Annotated in this window: 19 protein-coding genes; 14 read left to right on the top strand and 5 right to left on the bottom strand. The window is 57.8% G+C overall.

Annotated features, from left to right (window positions below; all coding sequences use genetic code 11):
* Positions 1-5: 5 nt before the first annotated feature.
* Both AABB31_RS07905 and AABB31_RS07900 read right to left on the bottom strand, forming a co-directional pair.
* Complete coding sequence (locus AABB31_RS07905) at positions 6-578, bottom strand: TadE/TadG family type IV pilus assembly protein (RefSeq protein ID WP_342078659.1); 573 nt, start codon at positions 576-578, stop codon at positions 6-8.
* Positions 578-2,149: a pilus assembly protein TadG-related protein gene (locus tag AABB31_RS07900; RefSeq protein WP_342078660.1), complete on the bottom strand. Its 1,572-nt coding sequence runs from the start codon at positions 2,147-2,149 to the stop codon at positions 578-580. The genes AABB31_RS07905 and AABB31_RS07900 overlap by 1 nt, the downstream gene beginning before the upstream one ends.
* Before the next feature lie 414 nt (positions 2,150-2,563).
* On the opposite strand from AABB31_RS07900, the gene AABB31_RS07895 reads away from it, so the two are divergent.
* The 8 genes from AABB31_RS07895 to ribD all read left to right on the top strand — a co-directional run bounded on the left by AABB31_RS07895 (position 2,564) and on the right by ribD (position 11,113).
* Positions 2,564-4,003 (top strand): Glu/Leu/Phe/Val dehydrogenase, encoded by a 1,440-nt coding sequence (locus AABB31_RS07895; protein ID WP_342078661.1) that lies wholly within the window; start codon positions 2,564-2,566, stop codon positions 4,001-4,003.
* Between the two features lie 72 nt (positions 4,004-4,075).
* A complete protein-coding gene (gene dnaG / locus AABB31_RS07890) occupies positions 4,076-6,046 on the top strand; it encodes a DNA primase (RefSeq protein ID WP_373635606.1) in 1,971 nt (656 codons plus the stop codon).
* A 132-nt stretch (positions 6,047-6,178) separates the two neighbouring features.
* On the top strand, positions 6,179-8,161 hold the full coding sequence (gene rpoD / locus AABB31_RS07885) for an RNA polymerase sigma factor RpoD (protein ID WP_373635605.1): 1,983 nt from the start codon (positions 6,179-6,181) through the stop codon (positions 8,159-8,161).
* 142 nt (positions 8,162-8,303) lie between these two features.
* Positions 8,304-8,543: a hypothetical protein gene (locus tag AABB31_RS07880; protein WP_342078662.1), complete on the top strand. Its 240-nt coding sequence runs from the start codon at positions 8,304-8,306 to the stop codon at positions 8,541-8,543.
* Between the two features lie 167 nt (positions 8,544-8,710).
* Positions 8,711-8,932 carry a hypothetical protein gene (locus AABB31_RS07875; protein WP_342078663.1) on the top strand — a complete coding sequence of 74 codons (222 nt, stop codon included), beginning with the start codon at positions 8,711-8,713 and terminating at the stop codon, positions 8,930-8,932.
* Positions 8,933-8,951: 19 nt separating this feature from the next.
* Positions 8,952-9,362 carry a secondary thiamine-phosphate synthase enzyme YjbQ gene (locus AABB31_RS07870; RefSeq protein ID WP_342078664.1) on the top strand — a complete coding sequence of 137 codons (411 nt, stop codon included), beginning with the start codon at positions 8,952-8,954 and terminating at the stop codon, positions 9,360-9,362.
* 159 nt (positions 9,363-9,521) lie between these two features.
* Positions 9,522-9,989, top strand: a complete 468-nt coding sequence (gene nrdR / locus AABB31_RS07865; protein ID WP_342078665.1) for a transcriptional regulator NrdR — start codon at positions 9,522-9,524, stop codon at positions 9,987-9,989.
* Positions 9,986-11,113, top strand: a complete 1,128-nt coding sequence (gene ribD, locus AABB31_RS07860; protein WP_342078666.1) for a bifunctional diaminohydroxyphosphoribosylaminopyrimidine deaminase/5-amino-6-(5-phosphoribosylamino)uracil reductase RibD — start codon at positions 9,986-9,988, stop codon at positions 11,111-11,113. Before nrdR ends, ribD begins: the two co-directional genes overlap by 4 nt.
* Here ribD and AABB31_RS07855 read toward each other — a convergent pair.
* Positions 11,080-13,098, bottom strand: a complete 2,019-nt coding sequence (locus tag AABB31_RS07855) for a capsular polysaccharide biosynthesis protein (RefSeq protein ID WP_342078667.1) — start codon at positions 13,096-13,098, stop codon at positions 11,080-11,082. The two genes, ribD and AABB31_RS07855, sit on opposite strands and share 34 nt — an antisense overlap.
* 38 nt (positions 13,099-13,136) lie before the next feature.
* On the bottom strand, positions 13,137-14,420 hold the full coding sequence (locus AABB31_RS07850) for a capsule biosynthesis protein (RefSeq protein ID WP_373635604.1): 1,284 nt from the start codon (positions 14,418-14,420) through the stop codon (positions 13,137-13,139).
* Between the two features lie 126 nt (positions 14,421-14,546).
* Here AABB31_RS07850 and AABB31_RS07845 point away from each other — a divergent pair, with 126 nt between their 5' ends.
* From AABB31_RS07845 to AABB31_RS07820, 6 genes are all read left to right on the top strand, one after another.
* On the top strand, positions 14,547-15,146 hold the full coding sequence (locus AABB31_RS07845; RefSeq protein WP_342078668.1) for a riboflavin synthase: 600 nt from the start codon (positions 14,547-14,549) through the stop codon (positions 15,144-15,146).
* A 93-nt stretch (positions 15,147-15,239) separates the two neighbouring features.
* Positions 15,240-15,827 (top strand): hypothetical protein, encoded by a 588-nt coding sequence (locus AABB31_RS07840; protein WP_342078669.1) that lies wholly within the window; start codon positions 15,240-15,242, stop codon positions 15,825-15,827.
* Positions 15,828-15,925: 98 nt separating this feature from the next.
* Positions 15,926-17,056: a 3,4-dihydroxy-2-butanone-4-phosphate synthase gene (gene ribB / locus AABB31_RS07835; protein WP_342078670.1), complete on the top strand. Its 1,131-nt coding sequence runs from the start codon at positions 15,926-15,928 to the stop codon at positions 17,054-17,056.
* Complete coding sequence (locus AABB31_RS07830; protein ID WP_342078671.1) at positions 17,056-17,595, top strand: 6,7-dimethyl-8-ribityllumazine synthase; 540 nt, start codon at positions 17,056-17,058, stop codon at positions 17,593-17,595. The genes ribB and AABB31_RS07830 overlap by 1 nt, the downstream gene beginning before the upstream one ends.
* A complete protein-coding gene (nusB, locus tag AABB31_RS07825; RefSeq protein WP_342078672.1) occupies positions 17,592-18,065 on the top strand; it encodes a transcription antitermination factor NusB in 474 nt (157 codons plus the stop codon). Before AABB31_RS07830 ends, nusB begins: the two co-directional genes overlap by 4 nt.
* 259 nt (positions 18,066-18,324) lie before the next feature.
* The gene (locus AABB31_RS07820) at positions 18,325-18,534 is read left to right on the top strand and encodes a hypothetical protein (RefSeq protein ID WP_342078673.1); all 210 of its coding nucleotides are present in this window, start codon (positions 18,325-18,327) and stop codon (positions 18,532-18,534) included.
* A 236-nt stretch (positions 18,535-18,770) separates the two neighbouring features.
* Here AABB31_RS07820 and AABB31_RS07815 read toward each other — a convergent pair whose 3' ends face one another.
* On the bottom strand, positions 18,771-18,917 hold the full coding sequence (locus tag AABB31_RS07815; protein WP_373635603.1) for a hypothetical protein: 147 nt from the start codon (positions 18,915-18,917) through the stop codon (positions 18,771-18,773).
* Positions 18,918-19,175: the final 258 nt, after the last annotated feature.

Below are 19,175 nucleotides of genomic sequence, written 5' to 3'. Positions count from 1 at the left end.
TAAGTTTAGTCATCATCTCTTCTGAATGGCTCCACTACAAAGGCCGAGGTTGCGACATGCGCATAGGATCCACCGGCTGCTGAACTATTATTTTCTTCCACAATCACTTTACCAAGGCCGGTGGTCGGCATGACCGGGTCAAATCGGGCACATGCGCGCAGGAACACCAACTGGTTGTTGCCGCCTTGCGTAAACTGGGCCTTCGGCTTGCTTGGATCGCCGCGGTCGACGCAGGCAACGTTGGCGGGGATCGCCTGCCAGCTGCGCGGATCGCGGGTGATCATCTCAAGTTCCAGCGCGTTTTCGCAATCTGGGATAAGCAGTGCCACATCACAAATGCGGGAGCGGAGAAGTTCCCGTGTCGGGTTTGGCATCCGGCCGATCCGCACGTCGCGCACCGCAATGTCGACACCGCGTTCCAGCATCACATGCCGCAAGGAGACGATACCGTTTTCGAAGGTCATGCCGAAGAACAGCATGAAAATCGGAAAGACCATCACAAACTGTACACTGGCAACCCCGGATTCGTCCCGGCAGAACGCCCGGATCCGGTTTTGAAAAACTTTCAGGCTACGCATTACAGGTTCAACCTCAGGTCTGTGATCTGCTCGGCGATCTTGTCAAAGATCGCTACCAGCTCTTTGCCGCTTGTCTCGAAGTAGTAGAGTTCGGAAGGCTTGGATGCACATTCCTTCATCTCGTCCCGGCCGTGCTGCTGCGCGTCCATGGCAATCGTGAAGACGATGATGTTCTGTTCGCGGGCCTTTGTGCAGATATTCTGCAGCAGGCGGTCGCCTTCATCCTCGGTATATTCAACCAGCGGGTCAATCAAACCATCGCGCACCGTTCCATAGCCGCCGTTAAACGGTTGCCCTTCCAGGGCGCGCAGTTGGTTCCCAAGATCTGTGGTCAGGTAGTTGGCGTTGTACCACATGAATGGGAAGTTATAGGTGTTCCACAATTCAGCATATTCAGCATTGTCATAATGCTCGGATGCAATACGGCTGCTGGAGCTGTTCTGACCGTCTGTCATCAGCACAACATATTTCGCAACGCTGCTATTCGGATCGTCCTGCGGATAATTGGACGGACGGGTATTCTTGAACTCGCTTGGTACCGAGGTCAAACCGGCAGCTTGCGTACGGAACGACGGATCAAGCAGGGTAACACCCCATTTCATACCCAGGAAGATCGACGTACCACCGCGCGGACGCAGCCCCGCGATTGCAGTTGTCAGATCGGTTTTGTTGTCGCTGATCGCGATGATACGCTCGTTGACGTCATTGGGGCAAAGTGGCTGATCAAGGACGCCATTCGTGTAATCACGTGTCCCGGGGGTGCCTTCCCAACCGCCAAAGCCGAACTGGTTTGACTGCCAGGTGCGAACTTGCGTGTAAGACGCGGCCGGATTGAATGTCGTTGTAGAGTACTCATCCTTTGGGATCTCAACGCAATACACGTCATTAGCTGTGTAATAATCGGACGTGCCAGTGGCGGGATCGGGATCGTCAGTGTACGTCACCTTGGACGCACCAATGGCCGAGAAGATTTCAGGGCCGACGCTCACATGTTCTGAATAGGGCACAAGCGAGACCGAGACCTGGCCGTCATATTCATCAACAAGCAGCTGGTCGATGAACGATGTCGCGGCCTCTTGCAGCCGGTCGATTTTGCGGACGCTCTCGCCAGTCACAACACTGTACATCGAACCGGATACATCGACGATCAGCGAGATTTCAACGTTGCCCACACCTTCGGTCGCGCCCGAGACTGCAGGGGCTGCCAATTCGCCAATACCAAGGAAGCGCAGGTAGAATGTTTCGATGTCCAATTTGGCTTCGACACCGACAGACCGCGAATTTACGCCATCGCCGCCAACAGTTGGCTCGCCAACAATCGTGTTTTCGAAACCGGCTTTCTTGAAATAGTCTTTGACGACCTCTTTCGCATCAAGCTGCTGGTCAAGTTCGGCAGCGGCCAGAACCGCGCGGTCGGACACACTTTGCAGCAGGGCGCGGCGCGATTCAAAACGCATGAAGTCGACGGCCATGCCACCAAGCACCAGCATGATGATCAGAAGCACGATCGTCAGAACGATAACGCTCCCGTCTTCTTCACGGCCAAATTTTCGCAAAATTTCGGAACGCATGGCAGCTTTCCGCGCTTGAAAATTCTTCGCAAGGGCCTTCAATTTTGGCATTCGTCACATCTCCGGTGGCGTCATTACGCGATTAGTGGCACCAAAGATTTGGCACACACACATCCCCGAGGAAAAGATTAATCACCTTGCTGTGGCGAAATTGGGGCGAAACTGCTGCCCATTCTCTACAATTTGGCCTACCTGCGGCACATTCGGCGTAAGCACCTCTTACTGTTCCCTCATTCGAAACAACGGGCTGACCTTGCGGCATGTTCTTGGTGGCATCATCGACCGGTTTTCGGGCGTTTTTGCGACATTTTGATTGTTTTTCGCCTGTTTAACCGAATCGCCGCTAAAGTGATGACAGGGGCGCGCGCGCCCTGACAACCGTTTAGCGTATGTCCGTCCGGGAGGGACCCAATAATGACTGCACTTGAAAGCATCAAAGAGCCAAGTTTCCGCGAATCTGTGGATATGATGTTCAACCGGGCCGTGGCCTTGATGGATCTTAGCCCGGGCCTGGAGGAGAAAATCCGGGTCTGTAACGCGACCTATACCGTGCGGTTTGGTGTCCGGCTGCGCGGCGCGATCCATACCTTCACCGGGTACCGATCTGTCCATTCCGAACATATGGAACCGGTCAAGGGCGGCATTCGCTTTGCGCCCAACGTGCATCAGGACGAGGTCGAGGCGCTGGCCGCCTTGATGACATATAAATGCGCCTTGGTTGAGGCCCCTTTCGGCGGCTCCAAGGGCGGGCTTTGCATTGATCCGCGCGATTGGGACGAGCATGAGATGGAGCTGATCACCCGCCGCTTTGCCTATGAGCTGATCAAGCGCGACCTGATCAACCCGGCCCAGAACGTGCCGGCCCCGGATATGGGAACCGGGGAACGCGAAATGGCGTGGATTGCCGATCAGTACAAGCGCATGAACACCACCGATATCAATGGTGCGGCCTGCGTCACGGGAAAGCCCCCAAATGCCGGTGGCATCGCCGGCCGGGTCGAGGCAACCGGGCGTGGTGTGCAATATGCGCTGCAGGAGTTCTTTCGCTATCCCGAGGATATCGCCAAGGCGGGGCTAAGCGGCAAGTTGGCCGGAAAACGTATTATTGTTCAGGGCCTTGGCAATGTCGGCTACCATGCAGCCAAGTTCCTGTCAGAGGAAGATGGCGCCATCATCACCGGCATCATCGAACGTGATGGGGCCCTGCATAACGAGGACGGTCTGGATGTTGAGGCCGTCCGCGCCTGGATCGTCAAGCATGGCGGCGTCACAGGCTTTCCCGATGCCAATCACCACACGGACGGGGCCACCTTGCTGGAGGCAGAGTGCGACATCATGATCCCGGCCGCACTTGAGGGGGTGATCAACCTGTCCAATGCCGACCGGATCAAGGCCAAGCTTATCATCGAGGCGGCCAACGGCCCGGTCACTGCCGGGGCAGATGACATATTGCGGGCAAAGGGATGCATCATCATTCCTGACATGTATGCCAATGCTGGCGGCGTCACGGTGTCCTATTTTGAGTGGGTCAAGAACCTGTCCCATATCCGGTTTGGCCGCATGCAGCGCCGGGCCGAGGAAAGCCGCCACCAGCTTGTTGTTGATGAGCTGGAACGGTTATCGGCTGACAAGCAGCTTGGCTGGGAACTTAGCCCCAATTTCAAAGAGCGCTATCTGCGTGGCGCGGGCGAGCTGGAACTGGTCCGCTCGGGGTTGGACGACACGATGCGTGCTGCCTATCAGGCAATGCGCGAGGTTTGGCACAGCCGCGCGGATGTTCAGGATCTGCGCACCGCCGCTTACCTGGTGTCCATCAGGAAAGTTGCCGATAGCTACCGCGCAAAGGGCCTGTAGCGGCGGATAATCTGCAAAGAAGCGGCGGGGGCCGGTTGTGGGCGCCCGCCTTTTATCAGATGATATCGCGCTATGAGCCTGCCACCCGGATTTTTAGATGAATTGCGCGGCCGCCTGTCCCTGGGGCAGGTGGTTGGCCGCAAGGTGATCTGGGATACCCGCAAATCAAATCAGGGCAAGGGCGACCTTTGGGCGCCATGCCCTTTCCATCAGGAAAAGACCGCCAGCTTTCACGTCGATGACCGGAAGGGCTATTATTACTGCTTTGGCTGCCACGCCAAAGGGGATGCCATTTCCTTTGTCCGCGAGACGGAAAACGTGGATTTCATGGAAGCGGTCAAAATTCTGGCTGGTGAGGCGGGCATGCCCGTGCCTGAACGCGACCCGCAAGCCCAGCAAAAGGCAGATCGGCGTGCGCAGCTGATTGAGGTGATGGAACAGGCCGTGCAATTTCACCGGTTGCAGCTGCAAACTGCCGCCGCCGCCGAGGCACGGGACTATCTGGCCCGGCGCGGCCTTGATCCTGCGGCGCAGGCGCGGTGGGAAATCGGCTTTGCCCCGGCAAATGGGGGCGCGCTCGCGCATCTGACGGGCAAGGGCATTGATCAAAAGCTGGTGATGGATGCGGGCATCGCCGCCGAAAGCGACCGTGGTGGCCCACCCTATGACCGGTTCCGGGGGCGGATCATGTTCCCCATCCGGGACGCCCGCGGTCGGGCCATCGGTTTTGGTGGCCGGGCCATGGACCCCAACCACCCGGCCAAATACTACAACTCGCCGGAAACCCCGCTTTTCGATAAAGGCCGCAGCCTTTTCAATCACGGCCCCGCGCGCGAGGCGGCTGGCAAAGGCTACCCCTTGGTCGTGGCCGAGGGGTACATGGACGTCATTGCCATGTCCGAGGCAGGTTTTGGCGCCGCAGTTGCACCGCTGGGCACGGCGATTACCGAAGATCAGTTGCGCCTGCTGTGGCGTATCGCGCCGGAACCGATCATCGCACTTGACGGTGACACTGCGGGCTTGCGTGCGGCCATGCGGGTCATCGACATCGCGCTGCCCTTGCTGGAGGCCGGGCAGTCATTGCGATTTGCCTTGATGCCCGAAGGGATGGACCCCGATGATGTTCTCAAGGCGCAAGGGGTGGGCGCGATGCAAAAGCTGCTGGATCGGGCCATTCCCATGGTTCAACTGCTCTGGCAGCGCGAAACAGATGGCAAATCCTTTGACAGTCCCGAACGCAAGGCCGCGCTGGACAAGGCGCTGCGCGACAAGATCAAGCTGATCGCGGATCCGTCAATTCGTTCCCATTACGGACAGGCGATCAAGGATCTGCGCTGGCAACTGTTCAGCGGGCGCAAACCCGCACCGCGTAAATCCGGCGGTGGCGGTTGGGCACCCAACAGTCGGATGGAGGCGTGGAAACGCGAAATCAGCCCGGTTGCAACAAGCAAGGCGTCAGCCCTCGGGGCAGGGGCATCGGCAGAAGATCACCTGCGCGAGGCTGTCATTTTGGCGATATTGATCGCGGCCCCGCAGGTCGCCCCCGAATTTGAAAGCGCGCTGGAGCGGATGGAATGCCGCGATCCGGCGCATCAGGACATACAGCGCGCATTACTGCGGCATCTTGGCGCAACGGACCTGTCTGCGGCGGTTGTTCAGGAATTGGGACCAGACCCCCTTGAAAGGGTGATGGGACACAACCATGTCAGCATCAGTCCGGGTGTGCGTCGCGCAAGCGAGCCAGATGTCGTGCGCATGTGCCTGGCAGAAGAATTTGCGAAACTGACGGCGCGGCAAGGGCATGCGCGCGAAATCGAAGATGCGGTCGAGGACCTTGGTGGCGTGCCTGATGAGGGTTTGACCCACCGTCTGCGGCAAGCGGCGGCACTGCTGGATCAGGCGGGGCGCGGCGACAACGAAGACAAGGCGGAATACGAATTGGGCGCAAACGGCGCGCGCATGAAGAAAGACGAACGCAATGCGCTGGATTCGCTGCTGGAACAGATAAACTTTGGTAAAGGGGCGCAGCGCCCTAAATCTTAAATCAAGCAACATCGCTTAGAAAATAAAGGCGACCTGCTTGCGAATCAGCCCGATGCAGGATTGATTCGTCTGAAATCGAATCACCCGAATCACATTGGGTACGACACGACCGTTTTTAAGGGGACCTTCTGGATGGCTGCGAAAGACAACGACGATCGGAAAGACGGCGACCAGGACGGTGATATGAGCCTGGATATGAGCCAGGCCGCTGTCAAAAAGATGATCGCCGAGGCGCGCGAGCGCGGCTACATCACCTACGATCAGCTGAACGCGGTGCTGCCGCCTGATCAGGTATCGTCTGACCAGATCGAAGACGTCATGTCGATGCTGTCCGAAATGGGCATTCAGGTCACCGAAGAAGAAGAAAGCGAAGAAAGCGAAGAGCCGCAGGGCAACACGCAGGTGGCCACTGTCTCGGGCTCGCGCGATGTGGCAATCGGCGGCGCCGAAGCTGAGAAGCTTGACCGGACGGATGATCCGGTTCGGATGTATCTGCGCGAAATGGGCTCGGTCGAGCTTTTGTCGCGTGAAGGTGAAATTGCGATCGCCAAACGGATCGAGGCTGGCCGCAATACGATGATCCTTGGGCTTTGCGAAAGCCCGCTGACATTCCAGGCGATCACCATCTGGCGCGATGAATTGTTGTCCGAAGACATTTTGCTGCGCGATGTTATCGACCTTGAGACGACGTTCGGTAACCAGATGGGCGAGGATGGTGAAGAGGAAACCGTTGTCGCCCCTGTCGCCACCGAGACCCCCGAGAAAAAAGAAGAAACACAAGAGCTGGACGCCGACGGCAATCCGATCACCAAGGATGACGACGACGACGACGATGATCAGGCCAACATGTCGCTCGCCGCCATGGAAGCCGCGCTAAAGCCACGCGTTCTGGAAACACTGGAAATCATCGCGCGCGACTTTGCCACGCTGTCTGACATGCAAGATGCGCGGATGTCCGCGACGCTGAACGAGGATTCGTCATTCTCTGACAAGGCGGAAGGCAAATATCAGAAACTGCGCGCCGAAATCGTGGAGTTGGTGAATTCGCTTCACCTGCATAACAATCGTATCGAGGCGTTGATTGACCAGCTTTACGGCATCAACCGCCGCATCATGTCGATTGATAGCGCCATGGTGAAGCTTGCCGATCAGGCCCGCATCAACCGTCGTGAATTCATCGACGCCTATCGCGGTCGCGAACTTGATCCAAACTGGCTGGAGGAAATGTCAGAAAAGTCCGGTCGTGGTTGGCAGATGCTGATCGAGAAATCGACGGACAAGATCGAGGATTTACGCGGCGACATGGCGCAGGTCGGCCAATATGTGGGCGTTGATATCACCGAATTCCGTCGCATCGTCCAGCAGGTTCAAAAGGGCGAGAAAGAGGCCCGTCAGGCCAAGAAGGAAATGGTCGAAGCGAACCTGCGGCTCGTGATCTCCATCGCCAAGAAATATACCAACCGTGGCCTGCAATTCCTTGACTTGATCCAGGAAGGGAATATCGGCTTGATGAAGGCCGTGGACAAATTTGAATATCGTCGCGGCTACAAGTTCAGCACCTATGCGACATGGTGGATCCGTCAGGCGATCACCCGGTCGATTGCCGATCAGGCGCGGACGATCCGTATTCCTGTCCATATGATCGAAACGATCAACAAGCTGGTGCGCACCGGTCGGCAGATGCTGCATGAAATCGGCCGTGAACCGACGCCCGAGGAATTGGCAGAAAAGCTGCAAATGCCTTTGGAGAAAGTCCGCAAGGTCATGAAGATCGCGAAAGAGCCGATCTCGCTCGAAACCCCGATCGGGGACGAGGAAGACAGCCAGCTTGGCGATTTCATCGAGGACAAGAATGCGATCCTGCCGCTGGACAGCGCGATCCAGGAGAACCTGAAAGAGACCACAACCCGCGTCTTGGCATCGTTGACCCCGCGCGAGGAACGGGTTTTGCGGATGCGGTTCGGGATCGGGATGAATACCGATCATACGCTTGAAGAAGTGGGTCAGCAGTTCAGCGTAACGCGTGAGCGTATTCGCCAGATTGAGGCCAAGGCGCTGCGCAAGCTCAAGCACCCCAGCCGGTCGCGCAAGCTACGGTCGTTCCTCGATCAATAGAGCTGTTTCATGTGTTGAGGGCCGTATCGGCCCTTATCACGCCGTGCTCATGTGCGTTTACGATCATGTGACATCGCGTTTCAGCAGATTGGAAACGTGAATAAACAGGGCTAAGTCCTTCTACATCAGAAAGGACAAACCCATGACCCGTCTATCAATGAGCTTCGCATCCGTTGTTTTGAGCATCGCACTCGCCCCCGCTGCGCAGGCTTACAGCACCGAACCTGCGGTAAAACTGACGGATATCGTGCTGACCGGTAACCAGATTGCCGACGCGGCCGAGGTTTGTGATGGCCCGATTGCGCCAGAACTCGTCGCGATCCTGGCGCTACCCGCCACGGCGTCGCAGCCGGCTGCCATGGCACTGGCCTGCGCCGAATAAACATTCCACAACTGTGCCATTTGGCACAGAACGTCCCAGCAGCTTCATGATTGATTAACCCTGAGTTAACTTTTTGCGGGTCAACTCTGAACAAATTGACTATTCTTTAGTTCAGTTCCGCATTGGTTGTTCTAGGCTTTTGCCGGTAGATTGTTCAGGGTCGTGATATGTTTAAGATTATTTTTTCAGCTACTATATTTTCTGCGGCACTCGTGACCGCGCAGACAGCCAGCGCTTATGCGGTGACGACTGTTGAAAGTGTGACCACCAATCAGGCATCCGACATGCGCGTGGCCGAGGCCTGCTTGCCGCGGTTAAGCCCACAAATGGCAGCAACGTTCGGATTGCCGGTGATGCATCCATCAATGCAGGGTTGCTCTGGCAACTGAAACACCGCAAAACCGCGCCATGCAGACGCGGTTTGAAATCTCCACAAACGGCCCGGGCCTATATTCCTTCACCGGTGACGTCGCCGAATGGGCGACAGGGTCGGGTTTGCTGACGCTATTTGTGCAGCACAGTTCGGCAAGTCTTTTGATCCAAGAGAATGCGGATCCAGAGGTCCAGACCGATTTGCAGAACTTCTTTGCCCGGCTGGTGCCCCCAACGACCGATCCGTCGATGGCGTACCTGACGCATACCTATGAAGGTCCAGATGATATGCCCGCGCATATCAAGGCCGCTTTGCTGCCCACGCATTTAAGCATTCCGGTTCAAGACGGCGCTTTGATGCTGGGCACCTGGCAAGGCATCTACCTTTTTGAACACCGGGACAGGCCACATCGTCGGTCGGTTGTGGCTCATATGCGGCCGGATTGAAGCACGGCATCCGCCCGGCAGATCAGCAGGGTGATGGCAGCTCTTTCGGTCCCTTATCTTGCGATGTGATTTGCCCTCTACCCAAAACCTGTCGGGGTTCCTATAGTGCCTGTGGATAAATGGGGCGTAGACCCCATAACTAGACATGAAGGACCGGACATGCGTTGCCCTTTTTGCGGAAATGTTGACACACAGGTAAAAGATTCGCGCCCCGCAGAGGATCATGTGGCGATCAGGCGCCGTCGGTTCTGCCCGGCCTGTGGCGGCCGTTTCACCACTTATGAACGGGTCCAGCTGCGTGATTTGGTTGTGATCAAGTCCAACGGACGCCGCGAAGATTTCGACCGGCCAAAGCTGGAACGCTCTATCCGGATTGCCCTGCAAAAACGCCCTGTCGAACCCGAGCGTATGGACCAGATGATCAGTGGGATTGTCCGCCGTCTGGAAAGCATGGGCGAAACAGATATTCCGTCGGGCACGATTGGTGAAATCGTTATGGAAAGCCTGGCCCGGATCGACACTGTTGCCTATGTCCGCTTTGCCAGTGTTTACAAAAATTTCCAGGCTGCTGATGATTTTGACAAATTTGTCAGTGAATTGCGCCCGGATCAGCCGGCTGACGAGTGACCGCGCAGTCTGACGCGCGATATATGGCGCTGGCGCTGGCGCTGGGCCGGCGCGGTCAGGGGCGCGTCTGGCCCAATCCACAGGTTGGCTGTGTTATTGTGAAGGACGACCGGATTGTCGGTCGCGGACACACGGCGGATGGTGGCCGCCCACATGCAGAAACTGTCGCATTGGCGCAGGCCGGGACGACGGCCGCCGGGTCGACAGCCTATGTCACACTCGAACCTTGCGCGCATCATGGTCAGACCCCGCCCTGCGCGGAGGCGTTGATTGCCGCAGGCGTCAAACGCGTTGTCATTGCTACCGCCGATCCTGACCCGCGCGTTGCGGGCAAGGGCGAGGCGATGTTGCGTGCCGCAGGTGTCGCTGTTGAGCGGGGCGTGCATGACCGGGTCGCCCGCCGTGATCTTGCCGGGTTTTTGTTGCGTGTGACCCGTGATCGTCCCTTCGTGACGCTGAAACTGGCCTGTAGTCTGGACGGGCGAATTGCCACTGCAGCAGGCGAAAGCCAGTGGATTACCGGCCCGCAGGCCCGCCGCGCAGTCCACATGATGCGCGCCCGGCACGATGCCGTGATGGTTGGGGCGGGTACTGTCCGGGCGGATGACCCATCGCTGACCGTCCGCGATCTGGGGATCACACGGCAACCAGCGCGGGTTGTCATTTCACGCGAGGGCCGGTTGCCTGAAAATGCAAAAATGCTGCGTGATGGGGCGACCCCGCCAGTCTATCTGTGCCATCAGGCCGGCGCCGATGTCAGCGCCTGGACCGCCCGGGGTGCTGTCAGCCTGCCATGCGATGTTGCTGCAGGGCAGGTGGACCCGGCATCGGCCCTGGCGGCGTTGGCCGCCCAAGGTATCACAAGGGTCTTTTGCGAAGGCGGTGGTATGTTGGGGGCGGCCCTGCTGGCAGCGGAGCTGGTTGATGAACTGGTCGTTTTCAACGCCGGGATGATCATCGGTGCGGAAGGGATCCCCGGCCTTGGCGCCATGGGGGTGGACCAACTGGCACGAAGCCCGCGGTTCCGTCTGGACCGGGTGCAGCAAATGGGCCCGGACATCATGCATGTCTGGACCCGGCCTGATCTGGATCAGGTCTTGGACTGGCGCCAAAGCCAGGCGTAGCTTGCCAATGCGCCTTGCAGTTTGGCAAGGCTGCGATTGAATGGGCCGGGGTGGGGCAAATCGCCATGTTCCAGCCTGTCGGCAATCACTTCGACGGGGCAGGGCAGCCCCGTGACCGGATCAAAATAGCGCGGATAGTCGATCAGTGTTGCATGGACCAATGCGGCCAGATCAACGCGGACGTCGCGCCGGGTGACTGGCATGCTTCGGTCATCGGTCAGTCCCCAACCGGCATAGAACGGCGTGCCAAGACAGGTCACGCGCTTGCCGTGGATCAACGCCTCGAACCCAAGCAGGGATGTCATTGTCCAGATTTCATCAACCGCTGCGATCGCTGCGATGGGATCGGCGTTGCTAAGAACATGGTCGGCCCATTCGGACGGGTCCGTCACGGCGCCGGGGCGCAGCCCTGCCTCGACATCCGGGTGTGGTTTGTAGACCACCACGGCGGCCGGGTTCGCCTCTCTGACGGTTTGCAACAGTTCGGCATTGGTCGTCACATCGGTGGTGCCTAACCGGATGGAGGCATCATCCTCGACCTGTCCCGGCACAAGAATACGCCGCCCTTGGGGCAGCGAGATTTGCGTCTGCTTATCTGACGGGTTGTATTTTGAAAGCCGGGCGTGCCTGATCCGGTCGATCAGCGCGGTTGCGCGTGCATGTGCGCCCTCATCCAGGTCAGCGCGGGCCTTGATCATCGTTTCCAGATCACTGGGCCGTGTCGCATCATAGTAGATGCCCTGTCTATCCAGCACGAGGCTAAGTGGCGCGATCAAATCCGCCCCCAGCCCCTTTGACCGCAAAAACCCATCCTCGACCAGCACATCCGCCGCCGATGCCGCGCCCGCCTTGCTGGCCCATTGCATGATCCGCCGGTCAAGCGATTGCGCCTTGGCTTGCGCATCGTCCGGTTTTGCGAACAGGACCGGCCGTGGTTTTCCAAAGGCCTTTTGGAATGTTTTGCGTTTCCAAAGGCTTATATCCGACGCGACCCAGCCACGATAGTCATCTCGGGCCGCGCGGGCCATTGCACCCAGCGTCGCCACCACCTCTTCAAAGCTGCAAAGCCTGTCGTGATATGGGTCGTACCAGGTGGGGTACAGGATCATCGCCGCCGCAAATAACTGCGCGCGCGTCAATCGACGTTGGCGGCGTTGCAGGGGCTTGCGATCATCCGTCAGCCCCCAGCCAATATAGAATGGCTGGCCAAAGACCACTGGTTTGTGACCCGCCAGAATAGCCTCAAAACCCATCTGAGAGCTGACCGTGTAAACCGCGATAGCCCCTTCAAAAAGGGCCCAAGGGGATAGGGGCGCGTCCGACAGGCTGATCCGGGCGGTTGCGTCATCGGGGCCAAAATACCCCTCGCGGTGACCAGCTGTGGTTTCCGGATGGGTCTTGATCAGGATTGGGGCGCCGGGATGTTCGGTTTGTGCGTAGTATAGCATCTCGCGAAAGCTGTTGCTGTCAGCGCCGCTGGCCTTGACAGAGGCGTCTTTGCGCGTCTGGTCAATGACCAGAACATAGCCTGGCTTTGGGGTGGGCAGATCTGGATCAAAAGCATTGTATTTTGACAGATGTAGCGATCGCAGCGCGGATATCCCGTGCCGCGCCCGATTGAGAAGCGCGGTGTCGTCAAGCGGGTCTTCGGTCAGCAGCAGTTCCAGATCAGATGGCTGTGCGGGGTCAAAATGCACGCCGTGCCTGTCGATCTGCAAGCCAAGCGGCAAATCGCCATCACGTCCCAGGCCGACGGATCGCAAAAATGCATCCTCAACCCTTATGACGGGCGCATTGCGGCGATCGGCGACCTTCTCGCCCCTTGGTGCGGTTGGACTTTGCCCCCACACACCAACGGCGTCATCACCCGAGGGCGCACCAAGCTTGATGTCAAAGCCCGCCAGATCAAGAATGCGCCGCACCCGGGTCTGGGTAAGAAACCCGCCGTTATAGACAAAAAGGTTTTGACGGTGCGGCTTGGTCATGCGCGCAAGCTAGGCCAGCCCATTCACATTTGCCAGTATCAGGATACGACTTTTAGCTTTGGGGTGCGGTCATCACCATGACGCGGCAAGGCGTCGTAGGGATCGTTTTCAGCCAGCATCATATCCACAAGATGCCGCCGCAGCTGCCGCCGGCCAGCGCTGGAATAAAACCCGCCCGGAACCTGACTGGTCGACAGCAAGAACCGCCGATAGCTGCGATAGGCGCGCGCATCGGGCAACTTGGGTGCCGCAAAAAAATCCGGCAATGACTGATCAGACACGAAAGGTGGTTTGTCATAAACCGCGGCCCCAAATACCTTGAGCGGCAGACCGCGCCATAGCACCTGCTGGCCTGCGGTGGAATTTACTGTCACGGCGCTGCTTGCGTGATCAAGCAACGCCGCCAGCTTGCCACCCCGCACATAATGCACACGGTCCGCGATTTTGTGATCTGCAGCGGCGTCGCGGATCAATCGGTGCAATGGCGACTGCCCGCTTTCCAATGGATGTGCCTTGAAGACAAGATGGTGATGGGGGGGCGCGCCTTTTGCAAAACCGCCGATGACGACCCGCAAGAATTCGGCGTTATCGGCAAAAGGCGAATGGGCCAGAAAACTGGCATCATGTTCCAGCTGCAAAAGAACCAGATGGTAGGGATAGCCCCCCGCCTTGATCCGGCGCGTTGCCCAACGTCTGTGCTGGGCCAGAAACGGCATCAGCACCAGCCGGCGTGAATAATTCAGCGCCTCGCGCAGGACCGATTGCGCCCGATGTGTCTGAAAATGCGGATAGGCCTTGTTTCGGAACAGGACAAACCAGTGATACAAAGCCCCGTAGAAGATATGTTGACGCATATCGCCCCAATGGGCGGGCGGTGTCTGCATATCGTTTTCGGAGCGGGCCAGCCGCGCCTCCATCGAGGCGACGGTGAAATCCATCAACCGCGAATGCCCATTGCTGCCGCCGCGCTCGTAAGTGACCCAATAGGGCCGCATATAGCCTTCTTCGAAGATGTGTATTGTGACGCCGGCGGCCTTGGCTTGCGCCACGGCCTCGGCATGAACCGGGCGGGTGTCGCCGTAGAGCACCAGATCGGTGATCCCCTTGTCCGACAGAAGCTTGCGCAATGTGGCGGCCCAATCCGCGGGCGGGTCCTGAAACGGGACATAGCCCTGATCACGTCCCCAAAAAGCGGCGTCACCTGCGTTGAAACCAACCCGCCAGACGCGTGCGCCGGATTGGCGTAACATCCGCGCCAATTGCTTGAAGAACGGTCCGTGAGGGCCTTGCAGGAATAGAAAAATGCGTTGATCGTGGGGCATGGACCGCGCTTTCAGGGTGCCTTGTTGTGCCGCGAACGGGTTGATCTTGCAAGTCGGCATGCTTGCTTGCCCATCTGCAACCCGCTAGGTCATGCCGGAAATAGACTGTTTGGGTTAAGGACGGGTATGTTTACGGGAATTGTAACAGATATCGGCCGCATCGTGGTGTTGGAACAGCGCGGTGACCTGCGCGCGCGGATCGCAACCAGCTATACGGTATCCGGGATTGATCTGGGCGCTTCAATCGCGTGCGATGGTGTTTGCCTGACGGTCGTTGCCAAAGGTGCGGACCCCGAGGGCTGGTTTGACGTCGAAATTTCGGCAGAGACGGTTGGCGCAACCAATTTGGGTCACTGGCAGGCGGGTCGGCGGGTCAATCTGGAACGTGCTTTGAAAGTCGGCGACGAATTGGGCGGGCATATTGTGTCAGGCCATGTTGATGGTGTGGCCGAGGTGACAGGTCTTCATGATGAGGGCGACAGCACACGCGTTGTCTTTCGTGCCCCGGCACATCTGGCGCGGTTCATTGCGCCCAAAGGGTCTGTTGCCCTGAACGGAACGTCGCTGACGGTGAATGCCGTTTCAGGTGCAGAATTCGGCGTCAATTTCATCCCGCATACCAAGCAGGCGACGACATGGGGTGATGTGGTCGAGGGTGATTTGATCAACCTCGAGATTGACACGATGGCGCGCTATGTGGCGCGCCTTCGGGACTATGACGGCTGACTGGATGTTTGCCGTTGTTGCGGTATGCGATGTTTGACTTCGATACGTCTGCAGGTCAGGCTTGCGCTGCGAGAAACAAGTTGGACTTATGCCGTGACAGGGATCGGACATAACTCGGGACACGTCAATGAACCCGGCCAGAGTTGGCGCCGCCACGCGTGGCGCAAGGCACGCAAGGCTTTGTTGCCGGACTTGCCGGTCGAAGTGGTTCGGTTGCGGGTCAAACGGGCCAAGGCGCTGGGGCTGCCATACCGCACATATGCGGGCATTCGGGCAAGCACCGGACATGACCTGATCGGGTTCCTTTTCTCCAGTAACGCGTTGCATATACTGCGCGACGGGGATGCATTGCCCACGGATCGCGCCCGCAAGCTTGGCGACTTGCATCAAACACGTCGGGTCGGGATCGTTCACAAGCCGGTTTCTGCCCTGCATCTGTCAAGCCTGGCCGGGATTGATGCGGCCTTTGCCGGGCCCAGTTTTGACGATCCCTGGTCTGTCATGCGTGATCGTATCAAGATGGTGGTCAAGACGTCGGGGGCGCCCGCGGACAGATTTCTGATGATTGGGGACACGGCATTTGAGCGGGAATGGGCGAGTGCCGGGCAAATGGCGGGTTATCTGCCAGCGTCGCATTATTTTGAAGGATGGATGGATCGAGATCCATCCTACGCCGAATAGCTCTGGCGAGACGTCGTAAGATGGATCTCGATCCATCCAGCTCTTTCCGAATCCCGGCTGCTGGGCTATCTGGCCTGCAATGATCACCGGGGATTTGCATGAACCACAATTTTGAAACGGCTGGCCCGGTTGAGCGCGATTATTCCGACGCGATCAGCAAAACAGAAGATATCATCGAGGATGCCCGCAACGGGCGCATGTTCATCCTTGTCGATCACGAGGATCGTGAAAATGAAGGCGATCTGGTTATTCCCGCCCAAATGGCCACGCCTGACGCAATCAACTTCATGGCCAAGCACGGTCGCGGCCTGATTTGCCTGACACTTCCCGGCGAACGTATCGACGCACTCGGTCTACCGCTGATGGCGTCTCACAACTCCTCACGACACGAGACCGCCTTTACCGTCAGTATCGAAGCCCGCGAGGGGGTCAGCACGGGTATCTCCGCCGCCGACCGCGCCTTGACCGTGGCCACAGCAATTGATGCCAGCAAAGGTGCCGCAGATATAGCCACACCCGGTCACGTCTTTCCGCTGCGCGCCCGCGATGGTGGTGTCCTTGTCCGCGCTGGCCATACGGAGGCTGCGGTTGATATCAGTCGCCTCGCTGGTCTGAACCCATCCGGCGTTATTTGTGAAATCATGAAAGAGGACGGCGAGATGGCCCGCCTGCCGGACCTGATCGCTTTTGCGCAGCTGCATGGCCTGAAGATCGGCACGATCAGTGACCTGATTGCCTATCGCCGTCGCCACGACAATCTGGTGCGCGTGCAGGAAACGCGCACCATCCAATCCGAGTTTGGCGGCGATTGGGAAATGCGTATTTATAACGACGAGACACAGGGCGCGGAACATATCGCCCTGGTGAAAGGCGATATTTCAACGCCCGAACCTGTGCTGGTTCGGATGCACGCCATGGATCCTTTGCTTGACGTGGTCGGCGCTGGCCCGCGCGGTCGACGGGATGAATTTGGCGATGCAATGAAACTCATCGCGGCCGAGGGCAGGGGCGCCTTGGTTCTGCTGCGCGACGTGCATATGAAGCTGGAGACAGGCGAGGAAACGACACCGCAAACCCTGCGCCAATATGGTTTGGGGGCGCAGATCCTGAGTTCGCTTGGGCTGCACAAGATCGAACTTTTGACGAATTCACCCAGGCCCAAGGTCGTGGGCCTGGATGCATATGGGCTGGAAATCACAGGCACACGCAAGATATCGGAGATCGGATAATGGCCGGACCGTCACATCATATCATGGCATTGCCGGAATTCGACAAACCGGTGAAAATCCTGATTGTTGCATCACCGTATTACAAGGATATTTCCGATCATCAGATCGCCGGTGCTGTCGCCAAACTAGATCAGGTGGGCGCCGCGCATGAGATCATCCAGGTCCCGGGTGCGTTGGAAATTCCCACCGCCATCGGGATCGCCGAAAGGATGAGCAATTTTGACGGTTATGTCGCCCTTGGCTGCGTCATCCGGGGTGAAACCACCCATTACGACACGGTCTGCAATGATAGCTCGCGCGCTGTTCAATTGCTTGGCCTGCAGGGGGTCTGCATCGGTAATGGCATTCTGACAGTTGAGAATTACGAACAGGCCGCCGTCCGGGCCGATCCTGCGCAAATGAATAAAGGCGGCGGGGCCGCAGCGGCAGCCTTGCACCTTGTTGCACTCGCCCGTAAGTGGGGCAAGGCCGAAAAAGCGGTTGGTTTCACACGTGAGATACTGCTGGCGGGCGATATGGATAACAGCGACACAGCATGACAATTTCGAATAATCAGCGCCGGAAAATGAAATCGGCCGCCCGGTTTTACGCCGTTCAGGCACTGTTCCAGATGGAGTCCTCTGGACAGACCGTTGATACAATCATCGCCGAATTCGAAGACCACCGTTTTGGTGCATCCTATGATGAAGGCGAAATGATCGAAGGCGATATCGACACGTTCCGGGGGCTGATGGAAGGGGCCGTGAACGATCAGGCGCGGATTGACCAGATGACGGATCGGGCCCTTGTTGCCAAATGGCCCATCGCCCGCATCGACCCCACCTTGCGCGCCTTGTTTCGCGCCGCCGGTGCCGAGCTGACCGCAAAAGAAACACCGCCAAAGGTGGTGATTGCCGAATTCGTGGGGCTGGCCGAGGCGTTCTCGAATGACGAAAAAGAGCCCAAATTCGTGAATGCGGTGCTGGATCACATGGCCCGCGAAGCCAGACCAGACGCATTTGCACGCTGACACTGCCGCGCGATCTGCCCTTTAGTGGTGTAATATTTGGCATTTCGCGGCTGTAGGGGCGGAAATGGCATGAAGATCGGCAAAACATCGCGCAACGTGGCATCGGTTGCTTTGGCTTCGGCGTTGGTCGGCATAAGATAGATCAGACGCTTGTAGGATCGCTGCTACGATCATCCTTGTTTGCGACCGGTTGGGGGACCACGCATTTTATCAGGGAGGGACGGGCAGGCGTCATCGACAAGTGGAAAGGACCACCGATATGACGACCAAACGTTTTCTCCCCATTGATGCGGCGAAACTGCAGGACAAAGCCGACGGGTTGAGCGAGGAAGAGACGACGTTCATCCCCTTTGCCGATCCGCGCAAGGAAAAGAAAAAGAAAGTTGCCGTACCGCAAGTTGACCTGGGCGCTGCACCGGGTTTTCTGGCGCGCTTATTCCCGATGTTCTTTGGAAAACGACAAAGCTAGGGTCCTGACCCTAGAGGTTCAAGGGTGGCGAGAACCGCGGCAATCGTAAGGCAACTAACCCCGAGGACCTGTGTATACAGGTGGGCGCCAGGTAACTAGACCAGGATCCAGACAGAGCCGGCTCCCTCGGATTTGCTTAAGGCCACTGGATTTGTACCTTTGAACACGCAGAGCGCAGAAACTCGCCAAGGCTCAAGTAGGTGTCCAAGGCGCTGCGGGCAAGGGTGAGGGTGGATTTATTCCTGAATATCGCCTTTGATCAACCAACCGTCGGGGCCAACCATTTCGATAGGGGCAAAGGCAAGCAAAGCGCGTTCCGCCACACCAACTGTCAAAAGAGCCATGCAAACTTCTACGAAGGTGATATCGGCAAACAATGACATGGTACGGTCCTCAACTTTGGTACATGTCCTTTTTGATAGAAAATCCTGACGAAATCGTGTCGCTGCCATGGTTTTGTGGTTCGTTACCTAGCGTCACCCGCCCCATTGCCGTCATATTCTGGCACAGTTCCATTACCAGGATTTCGGCGAAAATCCGCTTATGCATTGAAACTGCTCAATAACTTTCATCTAGCATGATTAACGCGCGTCTCGGGCGGCACAGAGGGCGACTTTTGGCGTGGAATCGCCCGAACCAGT

The organism is Yoonia sp. SS1-5, from assembly GCF_038443705.2.
In the GTDB taxonomy this organism is placed as follows: Bacteria; Pseudomonadota; Alphaproteobacteria; order Rhodobacterales; family Rhodobacteraceae; genus Yoonia; species Yoonia rhodophyticola.
The sequence above is the reverse complement of the archived record's forward strand: the minus strand, read 5'-3'. Positions and strand labels throughout refer to the sequence as shown.

Bases quoted from the DNA above. Each gene is read 5' to 3' on its own strand.
- AABB31_RS07830 (WP_342078671.1), top strand. From the start codon at position 17,056: ATGGCCGGACCGTCACATCATATCATGGCATTGCCGGAATTCGACAAA.
- ribB (WP_342078670.1), top strand. From the start codon at position 15,926: ATGAACCACAATTTTGAAACGGCTGGCCCGGTTGAGCGCGATTATTCC.
- AABB31_RS07895 (WP_342078661.1), top strand. From the start codon at position 2,564: ATGACTGCACTTGAAAGCATCAAAGAGCCAAGTTTCCGCGAATCTGTG.
- AABB31_RS07905 (WP_342078659.1), bottom strand. From the start codon at position 578: ATGCGTAGCCTGAAAGTTTTTCAAAACCGGATCCGGGCGTTCTGCCGG.
- AABB31_RS07870 (WP_342078664.1), top strand. From the start codon at position 8,952: ATGCAGACGCGGTTTGAAATCTCCACAAACGGCCCGGGCCTATATTCC.
- nrdR (WP_342078665.1), top strand. From the start codon at position 9,522: ATGCGTTGCCCTTTTTGCGGAAATGTTGACACACAGGTAAAAGATTCG.
- nusB (WP_342078672.1), top strand. From the start codon at position 17,592: ATGACAATTTCGAATAATCAGCGCCGGAAAATGAAATCGGCCGCCCGG.
- rpoD (WP_373635605.1), top strand. From the start codon at position 6,179: ATGGCTGCGAAAGACAACGACGATCGGAAAGACGGCGACCAGGACGGT.
- AABB31_RS07880 (WP_342078662.1), top strand. From the start codon at position 8,304: ATGACCCGTCTATCAATGAGCTTCGCATCCGTTGTTTTGAGCATCGCA.
- dnaG (WP_373635606.1), top strand. From the start codon at position 4,076: ATGAGCCTGCCACCCGGATTTTTAGATGAATTGCGCGGCCGCCTGTCC.
- AABB31_RS07855 (WP_342078667.1), bottom strand. From the start codon at position 13,098: ATGACCAAGCCGCACCGTCAAAACCTTTTTGTCTATAACGGCGGGTTT.
- AABB31_RS07820 (WP_342078673.1), top strand. From the start codon at position 18,325: ATGACGACCAAACGTTTTCTCCCCATTGATGCGGCGAAACTGCAGGAC.
- AABB31_RS07815 (WP_373635603.1), bottom strand. From the start codon at position 18,917: ATGTCATTGTTTGCCGATATCACCTTCGTAGAAGTTTGCATGGCTCTT.
- AABB31_RS07850 (WP_373635604.1), bottom strand. From the start codon at position 14,420: ATGCCCCACGATCAACGCATTTTTCTATTCCTGCAAGGCCCTCACGGA.
- AABB31_RS07875 (WP_342078663.1), top strand. From the start codon at position 8,711: ATGTTTAAGATTATTTTTTCAGCTACTATATTTTCTGCGGCACTCGTG.
- AABB31_RS07900 (WP_342078660.1), bottom strand. From the start codon at position 2,149: ATGCGTTCCGAAATTTTGCGAAAATTTGGCCGTGAAGAAGACGGGAGC.
- AABB31_RS07845 (WP_342078668.1), top strand. From the start codon at position 14,547: ATGTTTACGGGAATTGTAACAGATATCGGCCGCATCGTGGTGTTGGAA.